We start from the raw sequence: 22,013 nt of genomic DNA, 5'->3' as shown, positions 1-22,013 counted from the left end.
TGGTGGGATGTCCCTGCAAAATGTGCTCTCTCTAGGGTTTTACTACACAGGTGTGCAGTATATGTTGATCGCGATGAAGATCAACTATATTTTACAGGTGGACAATAAAGGATTTTTCTGCACAAAGATCGGATTAAAGATCACGGTCAATCACAGATTTAGGTACACTATTTCCCCAGCGGCCAGCACGGACGCGGGAAACAAAAGATAACGTTATGACTGAGAAGAAACAGGGGCGGCGCAGTGCGCAGGCCGCCGAAGAAACCAAATTGCACATCATGACCGTCGCGGCAGACATGTTCTGTGAGTTGGGGTATGAGCGTGTCTCGTTGCGAAACATCAGTGATCGCGCTGGCGTATCACACAGTTTGATCCGCCATCACTTTGGCAGCAAAGAGAAGATTTGGCACAGCATCAGCGATTGCCTTGAAGCTTACATGCACCATTACATGCATCAGCTGCTGAACGACATTTCACCATCGTTTCCGTCTAACCAACGCCTGTATCATTTTGTGGTGCGCATGCTGGCACACATGATTGTGCACCCGCAGGCCATCCAATTGATCGCCGATGCGGTGCGTCAAGAAGCCTTGTTTGATTATTTTATTGATAACTCTGGCAATATTGAAAAGTTGGTGCAAGATCAAATCGACCCGTTCAATCAGGAGTTTCCTCAGCAACAGATTGATATTCGCGTTTTAAAATGGCAACTGATGATGTACGGCCACGCCGCCGCCAGTATGAAGCCGTTTATTGCAGAAACCTGGTCAGCCCAAACTGATAGCATGGATGAATGCCTTATCAATCACTGGGAATTGTATAACCAGCAAATGGCGTGCCTGCTGAATATCGCCCCGGAAAAAATGCTTCACCCAACCAACCTCAATGATTTGGTGCTGAACATTGATTGCAACTGGCAAAAGAAAGATGACGCGCAAGCAGATGCTGATGAGCGTTAAGATCGGCGGATTGTGTGCGTGAATAATAGCTAGGCTTTGGTTGTGCAGTATGTGAGGGAGAGAAAAAGGCTCTCCCCTCAATATTGATAAATCAATTGAAGAACTTATGAGTAGCTTCATCTAAGAACAGGAGCCTAACATTACCTCAGATGAGTATGTAGCTCTGTGATTACGCTGGCACAGAATTATGAACTCCCTCTAAAATCACTCTAACTTTTATTTTCCATTTCTTCAGCTTCTTTTCTTAGCTTTTGACTAACCGGATGATTTTTTCTATCACTAATCGTATCAACATTACAAACCTCTAAATCATGATATAAATTAGACAGATCGCGAATTATTTCATTTTTTTGTTCAAATGATTGAGTATAAAATGTCGCATGGAAAGCAAACGGACCTCTATCTTTGGTTTGTATGTAAAATCGAGTATCATTCTTTGGATTAAATAGGAGTATTGGCATTGCGATCACAGTAGAGTACCTATCAACTTGTGGCTCAAAATTAGTTAATCCAAAAACGATTAAAGCAAAACCGCCAGCCCCCACAAATACAAGTGGACCAGAGATAGAGAAGGCTATTATACATATTGCTATACCTATCCAAGAAAACCCACGAACCGCTTTATAGGAAAAGTCGGGAAGCATTTTTCTCTGAGTATAATAAAAACCATTTGGGGTAATTCGGTAATGAAAATGATAATCCGAAAGCAGAATATATCGACAAATTATAAGAAGAAACAAAGCAGTAAAAAATAACAACCAAAACCCGTAACTACCAACATCTTCACCACTAACAAAAAATACAATAATAAATACTGGACAAGAAGAAAAAAACGCAATTCCCCATTGAGCATAAAAATCGTAAACTCCCCCTTCCCAGCATCTACACTCCCACTCATACAATATAGACTCATCAAATATCGTATTTCTTATGTTGTTTGTCATTAATAAAATCTCCAATTATTTTATCTATGCACCGTAATGATTAGTAACCTCATTTTAAAAACTCAACCATACTGTAAATTCATTACCATAATTCAACAACCATCTACTTCCCTGTATCGCAATCAACAACACCAACCTGACTGGGAGCAACAGAGACCTGTGCAGAGAACAAACTTGTCAATACCGGTAAGGAGTGGGTTTTCATGGGGGCACTTCAATCCTTGAAGATGTTGGATTATAGACGAGTTAGCGTATGACTGTGATTTACGCACAGGGCTATTTTCGATGGCTTTGGGGATCAGAGATAGAGAGTAAACACGAACCATGGAGACAGGTCACGATAATGAAGCGAAGGTAATAGATGGCCCGCTAATTTGCATCACTTAAATTCTTTGAAAAAGGGGGGGGGCTAGCATAACCTGCAAAACAGTAAATGTTATCCACCATTAAATAAGACTCAATCTCACTAGATTACGTTGCATAAGATAGGAGCAAACAGTAATCTTGCGTCCACTATACTACTGATATTTAAGTGTCAGCGTGCTGGAATACCAACATGAGGACAACCCCTTCCAACCTCAATAACGATGCCTTTGCAGCTTAAGATAGTGCAAACAGAACCTTTACTATGACAATAAAAATACAGAAGACGCCATGACATTCAAAGAGATCCTTGAAGTACGCAATGTTCGCTACTTTTTAATGTTTCAAAGCAGCTACTTTGCTCGCTTTTATTATCCGGTATTCACCCTTCTCTACTTAGATTACGGCTTAACGCTCTCTCAATTTGCCATCCTTAACGTGGTTTGGGCGGCTACAATTGTGCTGGCTGAAGTCCCATCGGGCGCATTTGCGGATACCTTAGGTCGCAAAAAACTCGTCGTGTTGTCATCGTTAGTGATGTTTATTGAAATCGCAATGATTGCCGTTGTTCCCACCAGTAATCCGACGCTGGTATTCAATGTGTTTTTGATCAACCGAATATTGAGTGGCTTAGCGATGGCTTTGGCCAGTGGTGCGGATGAAGCCTTAGCTTACGACACGTTAAAGGAGCTAGGTAAAGAAGAGGCATGGCCAAAAGTGTTGCAAATTCAACTTCGTCTCTCCTCGAGCATCGGTATTTTTGTCACCTTAGTCGGCGCAGCTATGTATGATGTGAACGTTATGACGACCATCTACTCCTTCCTCGGCCTGGATGCACCGCAAACTACGCAAGACATCATGCGAATTCCGGTTTTTGCCACTTTACTGGTTGCCTTGCTCGCCATTTATGCCGCCGTCAACATGCGAGAAGCGAAGAGAATATTACCGCCAGATACGACGAAATGGGCAACCACTGTCGCGAGCTTCAAATTAACCGGCCTCACGGGTAAGTGGGTGTTATCCACTCCCTATGTGCTCTTCATCTTGCTCTACTACAGCTTATTTGAACACACGTCACGTATGTTTTTGACCATGAATAGCCAATATTATCGTGCGATTGATATTCCCATTCTCTATTTTGGTTTCATTGGCGCAGGGATTAGTCTACTCAAAATCCTATTGGCAGGGCAGAGCCGTCGCTTAGCGGAAAGCATGGAGCCTAAAATGTTCATTCTTGTTATGGGTGTCGCTACCATGGCGACCTATTACTGGATCAGTTTGGGCTGGTCAATTTACGGCGTTATACCGGCGCTCATCTTGATCTTTATTATCATGACGATGAACATTTTCATTAGTTATCACCTGAATAAAAATACAGAATCACACAACCGAGCGACCGTACTCAGTTTCAAAGGTCTCATGTTTAACATAGGATACGGCTCAATCGGCATTTTATATGCCTACTATTATAAATTGGTTTCTCAGAACTACACCGAACAACAGATAGAGCAACACATCGACTTTTTAGCGTCACTTTCCTCGTTTTTCTATTATTTTACCTTTTTGTTCGTTGTAATCAGTGTTGCCTTTTATATACAGCATAAGAAGAAAGCGATTTTTTAAACACCCAGCATAAGCGTTGTACCCTTGCTAATGAGCGCTTGCGAATCAATTTCAATAGCGCTCATTAGCTTTTGTCTGTTAACGGTCTTTGCCACACAAAAAAGAGCGTCGTACACGGCAGGAGATACAGGGGTAATACAGCGTGTCGATCAAGCTAACTTGTGCTTTCCATGCCAGTGGCATGGTGGTCGACTCCCCTTTTCATCCTTGAAGATAATGGCCGTTAATTAATGACCATCGCTAAAATCATCTGTCGATGCTAAACACGTCATCACAATGCCACTCCCTTCGTTACCGGCGCTGCTGCTCAATAAACTGCGCCAGTGTTGCGACGGATTGGAAAATCGCTTTTGTTGACGCATCTTGCGCATCCACCACAATGCAATATTGGTTCTTGATTGCCATACCCAGCTCTAACGCATCAATCGAATCGAGCCCTAAGCCGTCATGAAAAAGGGGAGCCTCGGTATCAATATCCTCCACCGTCACCTCTTCCAGATTCAACGTCTCGATAATCAGTGTCTTTAACTCAAGATGCAGTGCTTCCATCATTACGCTCCTTGTCATGGGAAATGAGTGGGGCTCGCCGGGCGCTATCCTTTCACCCTTCCCTTTCTCATTTCGGTTTGTTGATTAAAAGACATCAGCGCATAATTTCGACAATAAATACAGACATTTACACTGAGGCTTCGAGAGAGGTTATGACAAAAACGAGGGGGGCAAGCACTGTTACAGGGCAGGTTGAGGGGGATATCACTTCATCGCCAGAAGCATCCCATGTGCTCATTAAGAGGAAAAATGAGCGGGTAGATACAACAACGCCCACCAGCACGAGGCACAGTGGGCGTTGAAAAACGTCTTATTCAGAACGTTGCGGTGTTAGCCGCGAATTTGGCGAACACGGCACGAGCGGCCTTTCAGTTTGCCTTTTTCCAGCTTCTTGTAAGCGGCACGTGCCACATCGTTCATTACCGCGACGTAAGAGCAGTAATCAAACACGTTGATCTTACCTACTTGATCACCACGGATACCGTTTTCACCGGTTAGCGCACCCAAAATGTCACCTGGGCGGATTTTCTGGCGCTTACCACCGTCAATCAGCAATGTCACCATCGCCGGGCGGAATGTCGGTTGATCCAGCAAAGACAACGGTGGCAATACCGCCGGTTCAATTTCGCGATCAAGATACTCTTCCAGCATCAGCACCTTGTAGTGCTCGTTATCACTGTACAGTGAACAAGCAATACCTTGGCTACCCGCACGGCCAGTACGGCCAATACGGTGTACGTGAACTTCGGTATCACGCGCTAGCTGGTAGTTGATGACGCAATCCAGCTTGTCGATATCCAGACCACGGGCCGCCACATCCGTTGCCACCATCACTGACGCACTCTTGTTAGAGAAACGCACCAACGCCTGATCACGCTGACGCTGATCCAAATCGCCGTGCAGAGCAATCGCGCTGTAGCCGTAATCTTCAAGATCGTCAGCAATTTCCTGCGCTTCACGCTTAGTGTTACAGAACACGACGGTCGATTCTGGGCGATGCTGCGCCAACAACAAACGTACCGCGTTCAAACGGTCTTGGTTGCTATCCACTTTATAGAAAATCTGCTCGATGCTGCTGTTATCGTGCGTCGCGGCCACTTTCACCACCACTGGCTTTTTCATCACATCAGCAGCGATTTTTTCAATTTCTTTCGGGTACGTTGCACTGAACAGCAACGTCTGGCGATCAACAGGTGCGTAATCCAAAATCGCATCCAATGCGTCTTGGAAGCCCATTTCAAGCATGCGGTCAGCTTCATCCAACACCAGCAGGTTCAGATCGTCCAGCGACAGGTTACCCTTGCGCACGTGCTCTTCAACACGGCCCGGCGTACCGACAATGATGTGTGCGCCATGCTCTAGCGAGCCAATTTGTGGGCCAAATGGCATACCGCCGCACAAGGTCAGTACTTTGATGTTGTGAATAGCACGGGCCAGTTTACGGATTTCTTTAGCAACCTGATCGGCCAACTCACGGGTTGGACACAGGATCAGGGTCTGTACGCGAAAACGCTTCACGTTCAGGTGCTGCAATACGCCCAAACCGAACGCTGCCGTTTTGCCTGAGCCGGTTTTGGCTTGAGCAATCACGTCTTGTCCAGCCAAAATCGCTGGCAAGCTCTGCGCTTGGATCGGGGTCATTTTTTCGTAACCCAATGAGCCAAGGTTGCTTAGCAATTCAGGTTTCAGAGAAAGGGAAGAAAAGGCGTCTTTGCTCACGGCCATATATCCTGTCAGATCAAAAGAGGGATTCGTAAAAAAGGGTTAGGCGATACCCGTCAGCGTCATGACAAGACACAGCAATGAGGTAGTGCTAACCACACGAGGGCAGCGACACTACCAGCATCGGCGTCAAAAAGATAGTAGATTAATCGGCAGGATACAGCACACCCAACGACACCGCCCGTGACGCACCGGTCACCTCCGGTACGTTACTTGGCAGATTATGTACGCGCTGACGGGCCAACCAGGCAAATGCCATGGCTTCCATGTAGTCAGGATCAATGCCTGCCTCACGGGTCGTTTGCACCTGCCAGCTAGGCAATAGTGCCCGTAAACGCGCCATTAACGCAGGATTACACGCCCCGCCGCCACACACGTAAACATGTGGGTGCTCACCCATTGCGAACGTCGTAATTTGATCAGCAATGGTCACGGCGGTAAATTCCAGCAACGTCGCCTGCACATCCGCTGGCGCGAGATCAGCACGCAGATGCGGCTCTAGCCAAAGCAGGTTATAACGTTCACGACCGGTACTTTTCGGGTAAGGCAACGTCAGGTAGGCATCACTCAGTAACGAGGCCAGCAGGGTGGCATCAACCGTGCCTTCAAGCGCAAACGCCGCATCACGATCGAACTTCTCACCTCGGTGCTGATAGACCCAGGCATCCATCAACATGTTACCCGGACCGGTGTCATAACCCAGCACAGGCTGTTCAGGACGCAACACCGAAATGTTCGCGATCCCGCCGATGTTCAATACCACCGTCGTCGAGGTTTGCTGCGCAAACACAGTGCGATGAAAAGCCGGTACTAACGGTGCGCCTTGTCCGCCCAACGCCATGTCTTTGCGCCGAAAATCAGCCACAGTCAACATGCCGGTGCGTGCGGCAATCAGGTTGCTGTCACCCAACTGCATGGTAAACGGCTGATCGCCATCAGGCTGATGGAACACGGTTTGACCATGGCACCCTATCGCCGTAATCCGTGACGCGGCGGTGCCGGTTTTTGCCAGCAACTTATTCACCGCATCAGCAAACAGCAAGCCCAATTGGCGATCCAGCTCACCAATCTGCTTTAAGTTGGTCGCCTGCCCAATACACACATCCAAGAGCGCCGATTTCAACGCTGCCGGCATCGGGTAGCAATCACTGGCCAATAAACGTACCGAAGACGGCCCGACGATCTGATCCGTATCAATCGCCACCAGCGCTGTGTCGACACCGTCTAAACTGGTGCCTGACATCACTCCGATATACCATTCTTGCGCCATTGTGCTTCCCCTTCTTGCGTGTGTGCTTGCGTGTGTGCTTGCGTGTATGATGAGGCGATCATTCGCCCGATTTACAGTTTTGACACCTGCTCAGCCTTATCACCCAATGTTTTCACTTCATTGCTGGCCGTTTGGATCGGACGGGCAATGTGTGGCGATTGGGTCAGCTGCACCTGCATCGACACCACATTATTGATCATCTTCAAGAGTGACGCCCACTGTACCGTCTTTTCTTTTTCAAACAATGAATCAAAGTTTTCCGGTGTCCACTCCACAAACGGACGCGGATTCAAGGCTCGGCCTAAGAAACGGATCTCATAATGCAGGTGAGGGCCCGTCGACAAACCGGTATTGCCCGTCCAGCCAATGAGATCCCCTTTACGTACAAAGGTACCACTGCGCACGTTGAATTTTTTCAGGTGTGAGTAAGTGGTTGCAAACCCCATGGTATGCGACAGTTTAAGGAAGTTGCCGGAGCCTTTATTGCTCGGGCGCACCACTTCCACCACGCCATCAGCAGGTGCGTAAATTTTCGTACCGATATTGGCCGCAAAATCCAACCCAAGGTGGCGTTTGCGTTTACCGGTCACCGGATGCACGCGGGTACCGTATTGGGAAGACATGCGGATCCCAGGAGTCGGGTTGCCGTTGGGCAGCATGCGGAACAGCGTGCCACGGACAGCCGAGCTGATCGCGGCACTGTCCACACGCTCTTGCAGTGACACCGGCGCACCGTTTTCTTCCGCCGCCAGCCCCAAAATGGTTTCGACATCATCAATGCGCTGCGTCAGCACAGACAAGGCAACCTGCTTTTCGCTCAGTTCATCCATCAGGGCCACATTGGTGGCGTTCTCTTCCTGCAAGGATGAGCTTAACGCTTCTGCCTGCTCCTGCAGCGTTTCCGCCTGAGCTTGTAAACTCGCTAATTGCACGGAGGAGTGTTGATTGTCCTGATACAGCGAATACACACTCAATGCCGCCGCACCCGCAAAAGACAACGCGGCCACACCCGCTAAGATGAAATAACGTTTCTTGAGGCGGTTAATTAAATAATGGGAGGTGCCACGATGATCGGACACAGAAATACAAATATTGTCAGACATGGGGATTCATCATTGTTCATCGCGGTAATATTTACCCCTCTTGCAGCCCTTCACCTCATCACAGACAGGTAAAGGCGCGCGCTGTCATGCTTACCCATTAAGGTATATCTTCACAGTCATTATCTTTACGCCAACACTTTGACGCATTGATATACGAAAAATATACGCATGACACATTATAAGAGGGAAATGAGACCGGCGATTTTAATGATAAACCAAGCAATTAACCAGTGTTATCCGGCACAGATTATGTTTAATTGAGAAAACGATCAATGAATCGTAACCCGCGCTAAGGCTTATTTTCCCCGACGACAAATTCTGTAAGAAAATACCTACCCGAACATGCAAACGCACCGGATGAAATAGCACAACGCGGGCAAAGGACGTCAATTAATTGGCGATCACCGTAGGTTGTGATATTACCTCGGTGATCGTTCGGCGAGAAAGGCAGGCAATGTGAATACTTACTTAGGGGGTAAGGCGCAGTAATTCTGCCATCGACACATCGGCGTCATAATCAATCCCTTCATGGGCGAAACCGTTTAATTGCAAAAAGTCGGTTTTATAGCCCGTGTAATCCCCCAAGGCGGTAAAGTTTTCCGGTGTGATTTGCGCCATCAAGGCTACCACCTGCTGCTGGGTTTCCGCTGCCAGTTCCCAATCATCCATGCGGATCAAGCGCTGTGCATCCACCTCGACCTCCCCTTGCGCAGGAAAGAAACGCTCACCAAACAGACGTTGCATCTGTTCGATACAGCCCTCATGGGTGCCTTGCGCTTTCATCACTTTGAACAAGGCTAACATATACGGCGAGAAAGCCGGAATGAAGGCACTCGCCTTGGTCACCAGCGCTTTACACACCGCCACATGGGCCTGTCCACCCAAGGCTTGCAACTGATGATTGAGCGCATCGGCGGTAACATGCAAATGCTGTTTCGCCCGCCCTAACGTACCGTGATGATAAAGCGGATAGGTGATGGCCGGGCCAATGTAGGAATACGCGACGGTTCGACAGCCCGTCGCCAGCACACCGGCATCATGCAGCGTTGCGATCCACTCGGCCCAGTCTTCCCCGCCCATGACTTTTTCCGTCGCGATGATCTCTTCATCGGTAGCCGCTTCAACCGTCATGGTCTCCAGCGTGTCGGTTTCCAAATTCAGTGTCGGCCCACTGAACGCTTCGTCGGTGGTTTTGATCACCGAACGCCACATCTCACCGGTTTGAGGATCAGGACGGACGCCTGTTGCCAAGCTGTACACCACGAGATCGACCTGCCCGCCGAGATCATCACGAATGGCCTGCACCACCTGCTCACGCACCGCCGGAGAGAAAGCATCACCGACAATGTTTTTCGCCACACGACCGGCTTGTTCGGCCTCTTGGCGAAAATAGATATTGTTGTACCACCCCGCCGTGCCCACGCCTTTGTCACTCGGCCCGCGCTCAAAGGACACACCAATGGTATCCGCACGCTGCTCGCCAAAGGTTAACGCGATACGTGATGCCAACCCGAAACCGGACGATGCCCCTAACACCAAGACCCGCAATGGCGGCGTCTCACTGACAGGGTCAACAGGATCCATGTGCTGACGCACAGTCGCAATGTGTTGGCGCACCGCTTGCTGACACCCTAATGGGTGGGCGGAGCGGGCAATGACGCCCTGAATCACGGGGGTTATTTTCATGTTGTCGTCCTTTTCATCGTCAGCCAAGGCAAGGCAAGGGATGCTCGATACTCGCTATTCAAGCGGTGTGCGATTTACGCCGATCGCATCGCCACCTGTTTTTCATGGTCTAACAGCCAGACTTTTTTGTCGAGCCCTCCCGCATAACCGGTGAGCTTGCCTGAGCTGCCGATCACACGGTGACACGGCACGATAATGGGGATAGGGTTTTTCCCGTTCGCTGCACCGACGGCTCGCACCGCTTTCGGATTCTCAATCGCATAGGCGATATCGGCATAAGAGCAGGTCGCACCGTAATCGAGCGCCTGCAAGGCTTGCCACACGCGGTGCTGAAAGGCCGTACCTTGCGCAGATAAAGGCACGCTGAACTGTGTCCGCTCGCCCGCAAAATACTCGGCCAGTTGCAAACAACATTGCGCCGTCACGCTATTAGGGTGTTGCACACTGTCAGGATCGACATCAAAGGCAATCGTTAATACGGCAGTGTCGTCTGCTATAACATTGAGCCAACCAATGGGGGTCGCTATGACTTGATTGTTCACGATAACGTCTTCCATAAATATAAGGTTAAATAACTGCGCCACGGGGCGGCCAATGCCGGCGAACAAGCACATTGTGCCAGCGCTTTTTTCACGCCCAGATCGCCGTCCAGCAACACATCCGGATCACTCAAGCCCCGCATCCGCAGGTAATTGACCGTCCACGGGCCAATGCCGGGAATAGCCAGTAAGGCATCGGTGTCATTCACATCACCGTCCTGAGCAAACAAGGCGAACTGGCGTAGCGTCTCACGTCGACGCTCCGGCATACCCAGTTGCTGCAAATCGTAGGTTAGCAACTGTGAAGGGGTAGGGAAATAGCGCCGTTGGGAACCCTTTTCGCCCGCTTCATTGGCCGGGTTCATCGCCACCAGCTGTGTCACTAACCGCTTTGCCGCCAGCACCGAAACTTGCTGACCAAGGATCGCCCGCACACCCGCTTCAAACGGACTCCAGATCCCCGGCAACCGCCCCCCTGTGTATTGCAGCGTGTCAGTCCCCATCGCCTGCTGTAACGCACTGTCGATCTGTTCAGGATCAGCATCGACATCAAAACAACGGCGGATCTGACTGATCACGCGGGGTAAAAATGTCAGATCCGATAACACGATCGTCACAGCCATCTGCTTAGGGGTAAACCGAACGGTAAAGTGCCCTTGTATCGGACTCGCCCCTTGCGCCTCTGGGTCAAACTGAAACGTGCGGCCATAATGCTCGTCACCGACCCACTCCAGCCCTTCTATCGCCCGGGACGCATAAAAATCCCGTAAGGTTACCCAATCATACGGCGGGCGGTAAGCCAGACTCAGTGTGATAGGCACACCGCCGGCCGCAGTGGCAGCCTTCGTGCTCGACTGCCGACGAATGGCACTGGGCGATAACCCAAATTGCTGTTTAAACGCATCATTGAAGCGACGCACGCTGGCAAACCCACTGGCCAGTGCAATGTCAGTGATGGGCAACGTGGTTTCATGCAGCAACTTCTTGGCGAGCAAACATTGCTTGTAGAGGCTGTACGCTTTGGGCGACAGTCCCAGACTGTCTTGAAAAAGCTGACGCAGATAGCGCTCGCTGATCCCCAATCGCGCGGCTAAAACGGGTAAGCCACCACTCGGTAACCCGTCTTGATCAATCAATCGCAATGCACGGTGCAAAGTGGTTTGCGTGCCCTGCCAAGCCGGTGAGTGTGGCGCGCTGTCCGGACGGCAACGCAAACAAGGACGATAGCCCGCCTGCGCGGCAGCATACGCAGTCGCAAAATATTCCACGTTCTTTTCCAGTGGCGGCGGGGCCGGACAAATCGAGCGGCAATAGATCCCAGTAGTTTTAACAGCAGTAAAAAAGTGACCGTCATAGCGGGCATCGCGGGCTAATCGCGCACGCTGGCACGCTTGGGGGCTCATCAACATGCTGCCGTCTCCTCGCTTTTCTGTTTGACTTAGCCTCAGTGTACGGCCTTCTTGTGCGGAACACTCGCCATTTTCGGCACTCAATGATGGCAGCAGACGATGTTCAACACGCAGTAACAAGCAGCAAGCTTTGTGCAACAAACAACTGGCAAGGGGCACAAAAAAGCCCAGCGCGGTGGCTGGGCTTGGCTTCAGTTGGCTTGATTGAGTGTCAAGCATCCCTTGTCACGAAAACGGACTCAGATGGGGACTTAGAAATGGCCTAAGTACTGCCAGTGCTTATCCGATGGATCCGCCGACGCACTTGGCCATGGGAAGTAGCCATACCACCCGGTTTTCAGGCGGTAGTAGTGGCGGCCGCCTTGAAAATCATAGGCATAGACATCACCCGGCGTCCCCCACTGACCGTCGTCGCCCCACTCACGCATGCGTTCCTGACGGTACCAATCCAGCAGATCCTGCTCAAACACGCCTTGATCTTGCCAGATAACCAATTGCTCGGTCAGCAACTGATCATTGGTGATAAACAGCCAATCGGCATTGGAGTATTCACCGCTTGGGAAGGCTTCACCTTTACCCGCCACTTTTTGCATGAAGTACGCACGGCTGCCATCCTCTTGCGTCTGGACAAAGATCGCGAACGGCTGTGTGGTGGTTGCACGTTGATCCCACGTTAGCAACGCTTCTACACCGAAGTATTGCTGCATACGGGTAGCATGATCGTCACCCTCACGATCAATCAAGATCGGGTTCAAATCCATGTTCACGTAAGTCTGCGCGCTGCCCAGGAACTTCCAGCCTGCGTTGCTTTGCTGATCCAACGGCATCGCCCCTGCATCCACCTGCTTCATCATGAAGTAATCACGGGTGCCCGTATCTTCATTCCACTGTGCGTACAGTGCCCCGATAAAACGTGCGTTCGCGCGATGACCGTCGTTGATGCGGTAGTTACCGGCAAACAACTGGTAGGCTTCCTGTGTCAGCAATTCACGCTCAAACTCACCGATTGACACAAAGTCACGGTTGGCCAATTCGCTGATCTGCGCAAAGGTCGGGGCATGTTCCACACCGTGATCGTACCCTTGTCCCTGACCAAAGGTAACGGCACGTTGTGGGTATTCATTGTTCGCCGTGAACGTTCGCTCCGTCAGTGCCACTTCGCCCAAACTGTCAAAGCTTGGGTTCTGCTCTGCCACATACTGCTCAACGAAGTCATCCATGTAACCCAAGAATGTCCATTCATGGTTAGAGCCTGAATCCGGGAAGTACCAGTAGCTCGTCGTATTCAGACGGAACAGTTCAATACGGCCATTGCGATGATAGCTGAACACATCACCCGGCGTCCCTTGGCGGTTATTCTCACCCCACTCAAAGAAACGCGTCTGATCCACATCCGCCAGGATCTGCTCTGTCACAACCGTCTGCAAGCTGCGCTGCGGACAGCTGATCACCATGCTTTGCGGGTTGGCTTCACGCGCCAAGTTAACGTGGAACTTGTTGCTCATGTTGCCATCATGGCGCACACCATGCAGGCCGATCTGCTGCTCACGACCATCGGCATAGGTCACTGTGGCCCAACACTGACCCACGGTCGGTGCTGGCAAGTCATACACCTGACCCGCACTGCCGTACATCGGCGGATAAATATAGCTGGTGTTGGTGTTTTGCGGATCGTAGTAACCCACCATGGTCATCACGTCCACACCACGCTGTACCGGCTTCAACTTCGTTGTGGTATCTACCGGCGTCATCACTTGCTGCTCGTCATCCCAATGGGCATAACCACTCGGGCTGTTCATGTCCAGGAAGTCAAAACCGGTCAGGTAATCCTGCATCACCTTGGAGGTATAACCGGTGAACAGTGGGTAGCTGTTGACGCGCGAATCAAAGTTACCGCCCGCCATCGGATCTTTACCAAATCCGACAATGCCGGCAAAGTTGCGATCACCCGAACCATTTTCGTACCACACCACGTTGTCGGTCATACGGCCACGGTAGGCATCGTAACCCCAACCACTGCGGGTGCTGTGGTAGTACGTATCCGGGCCACCCGGCCAATGCCACAAGCTAAATGCGTGACCGATTTCGTGGGTCACTTCGTTGGCGGTGGAATCCACCAACAAGGCCATGCCGTTACCGCCCGACAAACCGTGCGTCACGTTCTCAATGGTGCCATCTTTTTTCTTGTAGCGGCCAATGGAATGACCAATCACCACGGTTGGGTAATACCCCGGCTGCCACTGGTGCGTACCGGCCGAACTGGTCACGCCATAGTTAGCATTATTGATACCGGTTTGGATCAGCGATTTGGTGATGTTTTCACGCAAGTCACCCGAATACACGTCCGGCTTTTCAAAGTAGCTGTAGTCTTCTTCCACTTCGCCATACGCCGTGACGATCTTATCCAGTTGCACCGGCAGATACGGGCTCAGCGTCATGGTGGAGAAAGGGAAACGCTGGAACAACTCGGCGCCGTAGTTACCCATTTTTTCTTCCAGCGGTTTCACCGCTGGTGGCTCGGTCAGCATACCGATACGGATCATCGGCATATCAACATGGATCGGCGCGCCGAATTCAATCGCATCTGCCGACAATTCCCCTTCACGGCCGTCATAGGTCATGAAGGTAAAGCTGAGGCCTTGCTCCACCCAGTTCCACGGCAACACTGTGGTGTAAGAGCGTTTGGAGAAGAGGATATCAGGGCGGTCATCCATGCCGACGCGATCGGTTTTCATGATTTGCGTCGGGTTGGTCAGAATGCGTTTTTCCAACAATGCCCCGTCTTTGTAGACGCGCATCTCAATGGCTTTCTCGTCCAGACTGTCTTTTTCCGGTGTCAGCACCAGCAGTGCATCACGGTGGGTCACCAGTTTCTGTTGCGATTTATCCGCATTGCCGGTGGGTTCAGACGTCTGGTTCTGCACAAAACGGATCTGTGCAGCAAAGTTGCCGACTAAATGGTTTTCGACGTCCAACTCATCAATGAAACCAATCCCGTCTACCGCTTTTTGATCCAACGGCAAACAGTCTTTGGTCTCTTGTGTCACACCACTGGTCAGGTAACGCACGTGACACTTTTTGTCCCAATCCATATAGCTAAAGCCAAACTGATCATGGAAGATGAAGACGCCATCTTGCTCGTTCACCAAACGCCAAGGCGCTTTCACAAAATCAAACATGGCTTCCGCTGAGCGATCCGCATACGCCAGATTTTCCTCGTACGACGCCCCCAACACAAACGGCATAAACAGCGGTTTGTTGTCTGGCGACATCGGGTACAGGTAATCGTTATAACGGAAATAGCGACGACCATTGCGCACTTCCCAGTTTTTCGGATCGTCAGCCAACGCTATCACTTCATTCACACGTGATTGCACTTTTTGCGCCATCTCGCTGACCATCTTCTCAACGTCAGACATCGCCTGTGAACGTGTGGAAGGCGATGTCGAGGGTTGTAACGATGTTGCCGACACCGCTACTGGTGCCTGACTCAACAACAGCGCCCCAATCGCTGTTGCTAATACCGATCTTTTCATAATTATTCTCTCTGCCGATAATCCCTAGCCATCAGGAAACGGACCATGCATCGCGCATAGCCGTGATTAACACGAAGCCACAAAAGTAAATAAATGCTTCTGATGGGTATTAATACGTTAATAATCAGAGAGTTTGTAATTTCCCTATTTTTCCTTGCCTTAAGATCACACTTTTTGAAACACAAAGTTACCTTTTGTGCGACATAACAGACTCATACCCTGTAGATATTTTCCCGCAACTGTGCTGGCAATACCGTCACGGGCCACGCCGATTTCACACAGGCAAACCGGCAGTGAAATGTTATGATAAGGCCCACAGTGATTTACTTTTCGTCAACAAGGATGATGACATGCCTGACTTTTCCGAATTTATCAAACTCGTCGGCCGTGGAGAGAAAGGCCGCCGTCCGCTGACCCAAGATGAAGCCTGCGAGGCGCTGACGCAATATCTCGATGGCAACGCCGAGTTACTGCAACTGGCGACCTTACTGATGCTTCAGCGCGTACGTTGTGAAACCGCCGACGAGGCTGCCGGCTATATTCAGGCGTTGCGCGCCCGTATCCATCCTGACTGGCAGCAACTGGCAATAGAGGTCGACTGGCCTTGTTTTGCGGGTAAACGTCGCCAGCCGCCGTGGCTGTTGTTGGCGGCAAAACTGCTGGCACAGAACGGCGTGCGCGTGATGCTCAGCGGCCATGCGGCGGTGGATGCAGTGAAATACCAAATCGAGAGTGCCTGCCCTGCGCTCAATATTCAGCAGGCCCACACGCCGGATCAAGCCCGCGCGATCTTAGACGCCGAGAACCTCTGCTACATCCCGCTGTCAGCCTATTGTGATCCGCTGGTGGATCTGCTGGCGATCCGCAAATTAGTGGGCTTGCGCACCCCACTCAACACCGTCGCCCGTGCCCTAAATCCGACAGCGGCACCTTTTGCCATTCACGGCATTTTCCATCAGGGTTACGAACAATTGCATGCCGAAGCCGCCCAGTTAGTGGGAGATCGCAACATGGTGGCATTTAAAGGCGAAGGCGGAGAAAGCGAGCGCAGCCCACGCACTAGCTGCTTAATCGCGGGTGTACAGGAAGGCACGTATTTTGAGGAAGAATGGCCGACGTACTTGGAGGGCGCTTCCGGTAAACACGGCGAGATCAGCGGCGCTTACCTGCAACGTGTCTGGCTCGGTCAGGAAGAGAACGAATACGGCCGCCATGCGGTGATTGCGACCTTAGCCATTGTGCTGAAAATGATGGGACGCTGCGACAATCAAACCAGCGCGTTAGCCCTTGCCAGCGCGTGGTGGGACGCCCGTCTCAATACCAACCCTCGCAATTAATCCACATCCCTTCCCTTTATCGGTGCGCCATCCCGCGCACCGTTTGCTGCCTTTATGATCAACCCGTTGTGGAATTTACCATAAAGTTACCCACCGTTTTTGTGGATAAATCAATTTAGTTCATAAATTACAAGGTGTTAGCAAAATCAAGATTTTGAGGTGAGATTTTTAAACTGTTTGCTCTATTACTGGTTGCACGTATTAAGCACGTTTTCAGCTAAAACGTTATTCCTCATCAGGCACTGTGGTTTTCAATGTATTCAATGCTGTCACTCAGGTAACGCAGTTGCATCTCACAGGCCATATTCATTTCTGCCGCTGTCCCTGATCCTGCCCCATTCGCTCTCGCCTTTTTTGCTGACGCTTCATAATCAGGCAGCAACCGCTGCATAACAGAAAGGATTTCATCTCGCTCATAGGTGATCAATAACTGATCCAACGCCATGCAAACTTGTTCCGGTAACTGTGTAAAATTCCAATAATGAATGCCAACAATCGCTCGAATCTTCTCTTGTAGTTGTGCCTCACTCATGACCTGTCGCTCACTCTATATTTCATTATCTGCCCATTCGCAGTGTAGCGAAAAAGACAAACGGGTTTTCCGAGTAACGTCGCAATTTCCCTTCCCCCCTCTCTCATCCATCATTTCCGTGTATCACACATTTTCACAGCCTCCTTGACCTGTCTACGGCTTTACAGTTTATGCTTACGCCATTCTTAAGCAGCACACGAACGATAAAACCATGAACAAGAACACCAACATGCATTACGGACACGCTTCCCCTGAACACACCGCAAACATTTGCCAACTTTTTGCCCAGACTTTCAGCGACTCAGAAGGTGAAGCTGAAGGCAAAGTGATTGGCGAACTCGTCACGGCACTGTTTGACACTACGCCAGAAAACGATCGCTACGTGTTTGTGGCGATGGATGAACAACAGATCGTCGGCAGTATTCTGTTTACCCGCATGATGTTTGAAGGCGATAACGTACACACCGCTTTTCTGCTCTCGCCAGTGGCAGTACACACCGCCTACCAAGGCAAAGGCATTGGACAAGCGCTGATCAACACCGGCTTAGCAGCCCTGAAAGCTCAAGGGGCGACATTGGCCTTCACCTATGGCGATCCAAACTTTTACGGCAAAGTGGGCTTTGAACCTATCACCGAAGCGCAATTTCGCGCACCACAACCGCTCAGCTACCCACACGGATGGTTGGCACAGTCATTGACCGCTCAACCGTTAACGACAATCTCCGGTGCATCACGCTGTGCCCCTGCGCTGGATAATCCGGCATACTGGTAATAACACGAACCGGAACACCGAATAACAAGGAACACCGGATGTATCGCATCTCACAACTGGCCGAGAAACTGGGGCTATCACGTACCACGCTGCTCTACTACGAAAAGCTGGGGTTGATTAAAGGCCAACGACTGGCCAACGGCTATCGCACCTACACTGAGCGGGATGTGCAGCGCCTGACCCTGCTGCAAAACCTGCAAGCCGGCGGCCTGACGCTGAAAGAATGCCAGGCGTGTCTAGACAGCAAAGTCGAACGCGACATGCTGGTTGAGCGTTTACGCCTGCTGGATGAAGAAATCACCCACAAACAGCGTGCGCGTCAATTACTGGCCGCCATGCTAGGGGAAAGCAGCCTGACGGAGTGGCATCAGACACTGGATCAACACGCGCCAGAGGCCCACATCGATTGGCTGATGAAACAAGGCTTTGATGAAAAACAGGCCATGCGCCTGAAATGGTTATCTAAAGACATGAACACACACGACCAATACATGGCCGATTTTATGGCGGTGTTTAACGGGTTAGAGCGCTGGGGGCCGGGATCACAAGCAGATACCCTCAACGCACTGGCTCAGATCCCTCACACGCCTCATACGATCCTTGAGATAGGCTGTGGCCGGGGGATCGCCACGCAGGTGCTGGCTGCCCACACACCAGCCACGATCACCGCGACCGATAACGAAGAAAAAGCCTTGGCCGCACTGAACGATACCCTAAACGCACAGGGCCATGGCGAACGAATCACCACCGTGTGTGCCAATATGGCGGATTTACCGTTCGCACCGGAAAGCTTCGACGTTATTTGGAGCGAGTGCAGTGCCTACATCATGGGCGTGGAAGCCGCGTTCAACGCATGGCGATCCCTGCTGCAAACAGACGGCATCCTGGTATTGAGTGATTTGGTGTGGCGGGAAGAGGCCGCTCAGACACTCTCAGAAAGCATTGACAACGACACACGCGCGTTTTGGCAGCAAGAATACCCGGACATGACGACCGTCGCGGTTCGCTTGGCCCAAGCGGAAGCGGCTGGGTATCGCGTGATTGATCATTTTGCACTGAGTGATGATGCTTGGCTGGCGTACTATGGCCCGTTTGAAGCGCGTTTGGAGGCTTTGCAAGGCGAGCTTGAAGGTGCGAGAGCCTATGCTGACATGCAGCGAGAGATAGCGGCGTTTCACGCCCGTCACGGTGCGTTTGACTACCAGATGTTTATTCTGCAAAAGCGCTAGAGCATGAGACATGCATGGGGGTAGACACCCCAAATAGCAGATACAAAAAAGGCCAAGCTATTGATAAACTTGGCCTTTCTTTTAGCACCTACCTAGAAGATAGACGCTGAGCACTATAATAAAATTATAGCTTAACTACGTTAGCAGCCTGAGGACCTTTCTGACCATCTTCGATGTCGAAAGATACTTTCTGGCCTTCAGCTAGAGTTTTGAAGCCTTCAGAAGCGATTGCACGGAAGTGAACGAATACGTCAGCGCCGCCGTTGTCTTGACAAATGAAACCAAAACCTTTCTCTTCGTTAAACCACTTTACGATACCAGTTGACTTAGACATGATGTGTCCCTTAATAAATGTATGTTAGATAAATTCACAATTTGTGATGCACTGAAACAACATTATTGAATGTTACGATAAAGCAAGGGAAACACTGAGGACAACAACAGTTACGAAGCAGTATCTGAGGGCTTTTCTTTGACTTGATGTTTCATTAATAATTTTTACTACAGAGCGTTGGCGATATTACGTCTTTTTGACTGAATGTAAAGCCTTATTTCATTTTATTGGCACAACGTTGACTTTCGCCCTTTTCATCATACATATCTCGCCGTGTTAAAACGCCATTTTCAAGCGCGGTGATCGGCACTGGCGGCTTGGGATATTCCCCTCTAACCGCCTGTTCAGGCGGTCATTCCACATGCTCGGCCAACGCACGGTGCCGCACACACAGAAAAGCCGCACCATTGCAGCGCGGCTTGATTAATATCTATCTTTTTCTGTGCTCATGCTGACTCGTCAAGTCAGTATCGAGCGTTTGCGAACAGAGTAACGAATGTTGCTGTTACTCGCCGGTGTCACAGATGTTACTTTGGCTTCGCCACTCATTACGTTGAGTATGCCGTGTCCGATACAGTCACTGTTTTAAATCGGACATCGCTCTAATTTGGCGAAGAAGTATCGACTTAGTGTGTGTTGCTATCCAAATTGTAACTAGGCAGATGTTACGTTATCAATGTAGCTTGTAGCATTGTTGCATCTATCAATGTTGCGATGTTGCCTATTGCTTTTTGCCTAGTGAGGGTTGATTCACATCAACCAGTTCCCTGTTCCCTTGAGCTAGATTAAAACAGCTCTTTCCTCCCTAAGCTTGTATTCGTACCGCTCACTAACAGGTCACAAAATAACTATGGATCCAAATGCCCCATTTCGCAACTTGAAACCCCGATATATTTTCGCCTTTTTGCTATCCGTTGACCCCTATCACATTCCCGTTTTGCATCCTCAGGAATAACCGTCTATCGATACACTGGTGTACACTATGCCACCGCCCAGTCGCCGTACAGGCGGCCCCATTTCTATCGTCATTTTGCTATTTACAAGGTTGTTGATTTACATGAAGGCGTTAGCTAACTCGCTACTTCATATTCCCACGGGCCAAGCGGCACTCGCACTGGCCACGACAGGTACAGGATTGGCCTGGTCCCTCTTTTATCCGGAGGCCGCTGGCTGGGTACGCGGCGTGTGTGCCGCCATCGGGGCAGGATTGCTGACGCCGGTTTTGCTGAAATACGCACTAAACCCGGCGCGTTTTATTCAGGACTTGCGCCACCCGCTGCATGGCAGCCTGATGGCACCCATGTCGATGGCACTATTGGTACTGGCCGACTACCTGTCGGTGATCCATGTGCCGATGGCCAAGCTGCTGTGGTACCCCGCTTTGATGCTGCACCTCTCTATGATGTGTTTCTTCTTTTACCACCAGTGCAAACACTTGCGTCTGACCCATTTGTATCCGAGTTGGTTTCTGTACCCGGTAGGGGCGATCAGCGGCACATTGGCCGGTCCACAACTGGGGCACCATGCTTTCTCGCTCGCCATGACCGATTTGTGCATCACCATCTACTTTTTAATGTTGCCCGTGGTGCTCTATCGCTTGTGCTTTGCCGGGCGCCTGCCTCGTCCAGCACGCCCGACACTGGCCATCATGGCGGCACCGGTAAATTTGTCGCTCACCGCCTATCTGGTGAATGTAGATCAACCCGATCCGGTACTCACCGGCGCTCTGGCCGGGGTCGGCATTACCATGACGATTTTGGTTTATCTTTGCTATTTCAATTTACTTAAACAGCGTTTTCAACCGTCACTGGCAGCGGTGACGTTTCCTTCGGTGATCAGCGCGGTCGCGCTTGAACGCTTAACGCAATGGCTCAACACCGCCTACCCACAATGGGCATGGCTGGAGCGCTTGGGGATCTTTGAACTGATTGTGGCAACAGGCTTGGTGCTGTGGGTAGGCTGGAACTATATCGGCATGTACTGGCCCAGTGCGGGGCCTGATCGCGTACTTGAACCCAAGAAACAGCCCTGAGCAATACAAAAGGGTCATCCACCCACGTTTTAGTTAAAACACCGTTTTAGCTGAAAATAAGCACACAACGCCGC

At 50.5% G+C, this 22,013-nt stretch carries 17 protein-coding genes; 6 read left to right on the top strand and 11 right to left on the bottom strand.

The features are described from left to right. Nucleotides 1-215: 215 nt before the first annotated feature. Nucleotides 216-959, top strand: a complete 744-nt coding sequence (locus ABT58_RS18945) for a TetR/AcrR family transcriptional regulator (protein ID WP_047876012.1) — start codon at nt 216-218, stop codon at nt 957-959. 209 nt (nt 960-1,168) lie between these two features. On the opposite strand, the gene ABT58_RS18940 is transcribed toward ABT58_RS18945, so the two are convergent. Then, nucleotides 1,169-1,903: a hypothetical protein gene (locus tag ABT58_RS18940; RefSeq protein WP_047876011.1), complete on the bottom strand. Its 735-nt coding sequence runs from the start codon at nt 1,901-1,903 to the stop codon at nt 1,169-1,171. A 654-nt stretch (nt 1,904-2,557) separates the two neighbouring features. Here ABT58_RS18940 and ABT58_RS18935 point away from each other — a divergent pair. Next, nucleotides 2,558-3,889 carry an MFS transporter gene (locus tag ABT58_RS18935; protein ID WP_047876010.1) on the top strand — a complete coding sequence of 444 codons (1,332 nt, stop codon included), beginning with the start codon at nt 2,558-2,560 and terminating at the stop codon, nt 3,887-3,889. 291 nt (nt 3,890-4,180) lie between these two features. Here ABT58_RS18935 and ABT58_RS18930 read toward each other — a convergent pair whose 3' ends face one another. The 8 genes from ABT58_RS18930 to ABT58_RS18895 form a co-directional block, all read right to left on the bottom strand. Beyond that, nucleotides 4,181-4,438 carry a phosphopantetheine-binding protein gene (locus tag ABT58_RS18930; RefSeq protein ID WP_047876009.1) on the bottom strand — a complete coding sequence of 86 codons (258 nt, stop codon included), beginning with the start codon at nt 4,436-4,438 and terminating at the stop codon, nt 4,181-4,183. A 330-nt stretch (nt 4,439-4,768) separates the two neighbouring features. Then, on the bottom strand, nt 4,769-6,157 hold the full coding sequence (gene dbpA / locus ABT58_RS18925; RefSeq protein ID WP_047876117.1) for an ATP-dependent RNA helicase DbpA: 1,389 nt from the start codon (nt 6,155-6,157) through the stop codon (nt 4,769-4,771). Between the two features lie 148 nt (nt 6,158-6,305). Further along, nucleotides 6,306-7,430: an anhydro-N-acetylmuramic acid kinase gene (locus ABT58_RS18920; protein ID WP_047876008.1), complete on the bottom strand. Its 1,125-nt coding sequence runs from the start codon at nt 7,428-7,430 to the stop codon at nt 6,306-6,308. A 71-nt stretch (nt 7,431-7,501) separates the two neighbouring features. Beyond that, on the bottom strand, nt 7,502-8,533 hold the full coding sequence (locus tag ABT58_RS18915) for a M23 family metallopeptidase (RefSeq protein WP_047876007.1): 1,032 nt from the start codon (nt 8,531-8,533) through the stop codon (nt 7,502-7,504). A gap of 468 nt (nt 8,534-9,001) precedes the next feature. Further along, entirely contained in the window at nt 9,002-10,219 is a 1,218-nt protein-coding gene (gene fabV / locus ABT58_RS18910; protein WP_047876006.1) for an enoyl-ACP reductase FabV, read from the bottom strand. A gap of 74 nt (nt 10,220-10,293) precedes the next feature. Further along, complete coding sequence (locus tag ABT58_RS18905; RefSeq protein ID WP_169749970.1) at nt 10,294-10,776, bottom strand: methylated-DNA--[protein]-cysteine S-methyltransferase; 483 nt, start codon at nt 10,774-10,776, stop codon at nt 10,294-10,296. Continuing rightward, nucleotides 10,758-12,167, bottom strand: coding sequence for a DNA-3-methyladenine glycosylase 2 family protein (locus tag ABT58_RS18900; protein ID WP_047876116.1), 1,410 nt, complete (start codon nt 12,165-12,167; stop codon nt 10,758-10,760). Before ABT58_RS18900 ends, ABT58_RS18905 begins: the two co-directional genes overlap by 19 nt. A 251-nt stretch (nt 12,168-12,418) precedes the next feature. Continuing rightward, nucleotides 12,419-15,703, bottom strand: a complete 3,285-nt coding sequence (locus ABT58_RS18895) for a M66 family metalloprotease (protein ID WP_047876004.1) — start codon at nt 15,701-15,703, stop codon at nt 12,419-12,421. A 350-nt stretch (nt 15,704-16,053) separates the two neighbouring features. On the opposite strand from ABT58_RS18895, the gene ABT58_RS18890 reads away from it, so the two are divergent. Then, a complete protein-coding gene (locus ABT58_RS18890; RefSeq protein ID WP_047876003.1) occupies nt 16,054-17,040 on the top strand; it encodes a glycosyl transferase family protein in 987 nt (328 codons plus the stop codon). 235 nt (nt 17,041-17,275) lie between these two features. Here ABT58_RS18890 and ABT58_RS18885 read toward each other — a convergent pair whose 3' ends face one another. Beyond that, nucleotides 17,276-17,572, bottom strand: a complete 297-nt coding sequence (locus ABT58_RS18885) for a hypothetical protein (protein WP_047876002.1) — start codon at nt 17,570-17,572, stop codon at nt 17,276-17,278. A 229-nt stretch (nt 17,573-17,801) separates the two neighbouring features. Between ABT58_RS18885 and ABT58_RS18880 the strand changes: the two genes are divergently transcribed. Then, entirely contained in the window at nt 17,802-18,344 is a 543-nt protein-coding gene (locus ABT58_RS18880; RefSeq protein WP_047876115.1) for a GNAT family N-acetyltransferase, read from the top strand. A gap of 38 nt (nt 18,345-18,382) precedes the next feature. Further along, entirely contained in the window at nt 18,383-19,573 is a 1,191-nt protein-coding gene (locus tag ABT58_RS18875; RefSeq protein WP_047876001.1) for a MerR family transcriptional regulator, read from the top strand. 124 nt (nt 19,574-19,697) lie between these two features. On the opposite strand, the gene cspE is transcribed toward ABT58_RS18875, so the two are convergent. Beyond that, nucleotides 19,698-19,907, bottom strand: a complete 210-nt coding sequence (gene cspE, locus ABT58_RS18870; protein ID WP_047876000.1) for a transcription antiterminator/RNA stability regulator CspE — start codon at nt 19,905-19,907, stop codon at nt 19,698-19,700. A 1,057-nt stretch (nt 19,908-20,964) separates the two neighbouring features. Between cspE and ABT58_RS18865 the strand changes: the two genes are divergently transcribed. Then, nucleotides 20,965-21,939, top strand: a complete 975-nt coding sequence (locus tag ABT58_RS18865; protein WP_047875999.1) for a TDT family transporter — start codon at nt 20,965-20,967, stop codon at nt 21,937-21,939. The last annotated feature ends 74 nt before the right edge of the window (nt 21,940-22,013 follow it).

The organism is Photobacterium aphoticum (genome assembly GCF_001029435.1).
Classification (GTDB): domain Bacteria; phylum Pseudomonadota; class Gammaproteobacteria; order Enterobacterales; family Vibrionaceae; genus Photobacterium; species Photobacterium aphoticum.
This window is presented reverse-complemented; position numbering and strand designations above follow the sequence as displayed.

What these genes read in the sequence shown, in the direction of transcription:
- ABT58_RS18930 (WP_047876009.1), bottom strand. Translation starts at nt 4,438, where the DNA reads ATGGAAGCACTGCATCTTGAGTTAAAGACACTGATTATCGAGACGTTG.
- ABT58_RS18880 (WP_047876115.1), top strand. Translation starts at nt 17,802, where the DNA reads ATGCATTACGGACACGCTTCCCCTGAACACACCGCAAACATTTGCCAA.
- ABT58_RS18890 (WP_047876003.1), top strand. Translation starts at nt 16,054, where the DNA reads ATGCCTGACTTTTCCGAATTTATCAAACTCGTCGGCCGTGGAGAGAAA.
- fabV (WP_047876006.1), bottom strand. Translation starts at nt 10,219, where the DNA reads ATGAAAATAACCCCCGTGATTCAGGGCGTCATTGCCCGCTCCGCCCAC.
- ABT58_RS18920 (WP_047876008.1), bottom strand. Translation starts at nt 7,430, where the DNA reads ATGGCGCAAGAATGGTATATCGGAGTGATGTCAGGCACCAGTTTAGAC.
- ABT58_RS18945 (WP_047876012.1), top strand. Translation starts at nt 216, where the DNA reads ATGACTGAGAAGAAACAGGGGCGGCGCAGTGCGCAGGCCGCCGAAGAA.
- ABT58_RS18900 (WP_047876116.1), bottom strand. Translation starts at nt 12,167, where the DNA reads ATGTTGATGAGCCCCCAAGCGTGCCAGCGTGCGCGATTAGCCCGCGAT.
- ABT58_RS18895 (WP_047876004.1), bottom strand. Translation starts at nt 15,703, where the DNA reads ATGAAAAGATCGGTATTAGCAACAGCGATTGGGGCGCTGTTGTTGAGT.
- ABT58_RS18875 (WP_047876001.1), top strand. Translation starts at nt 18,383, where the DNA reads ATGTATCGCATCTCACAACTGGCCGAGAAACTGGGGCTATCACGTACC.
- ABT58_RS18935 (WP_047876010.1), top strand. Translation starts at nt 2,558, where the DNA reads ATGACATTCAAAGAGATCCTTGAAGTACGCAATGTTCGCTACTTTTTA.
- ABT58_RS18940 (WP_047876011.1), bottom strand. Translation starts at nt 1,903, where the DNA reads ATGACAAACAACATAAGAAATACGATATTTGATGAGTCTATATTGTAT.
- ABT58_RS18915 (WP_047876007.1), bottom strand. Translation starts at nt 8,533, where the DNA reads ATGTCTGACAATATTTGTATTTCTGTGTCCGATCATCGTGGCACCTCC.
- ABT58_RS18865 (WP_047875999.1), top strand. Translation starts at nt 20,965, where the DNA reads ATGAAGGCGTTAGCTAACTCGCTACTTCATATTCCCACGGGCCAAGCG.
- cspE (WP_047876000.1), bottom strand. Translation starts at nt 19,907, where the DNA reads ATGTCTAAGTCAACTGGTATCGTAAAGTGGTTTAACGAAGAGAAAGGT.
- ABT58_RS18885 (WP_047876002.1), bottom strand. Translation starts at nt 17,572, where the DNA reads ATGAGTGAGGCACAACTACAAGAGAAGATTCGAGCGATTGTTGGCATT.
- ABT58_RS18905 (WP_169749970.1), bottom strand. Translation starts at nt 10,776, where the DNA reads ATGGAAGACGTTATCGTGAACAATCAAGTCATAGCGACCCCCATTGGT.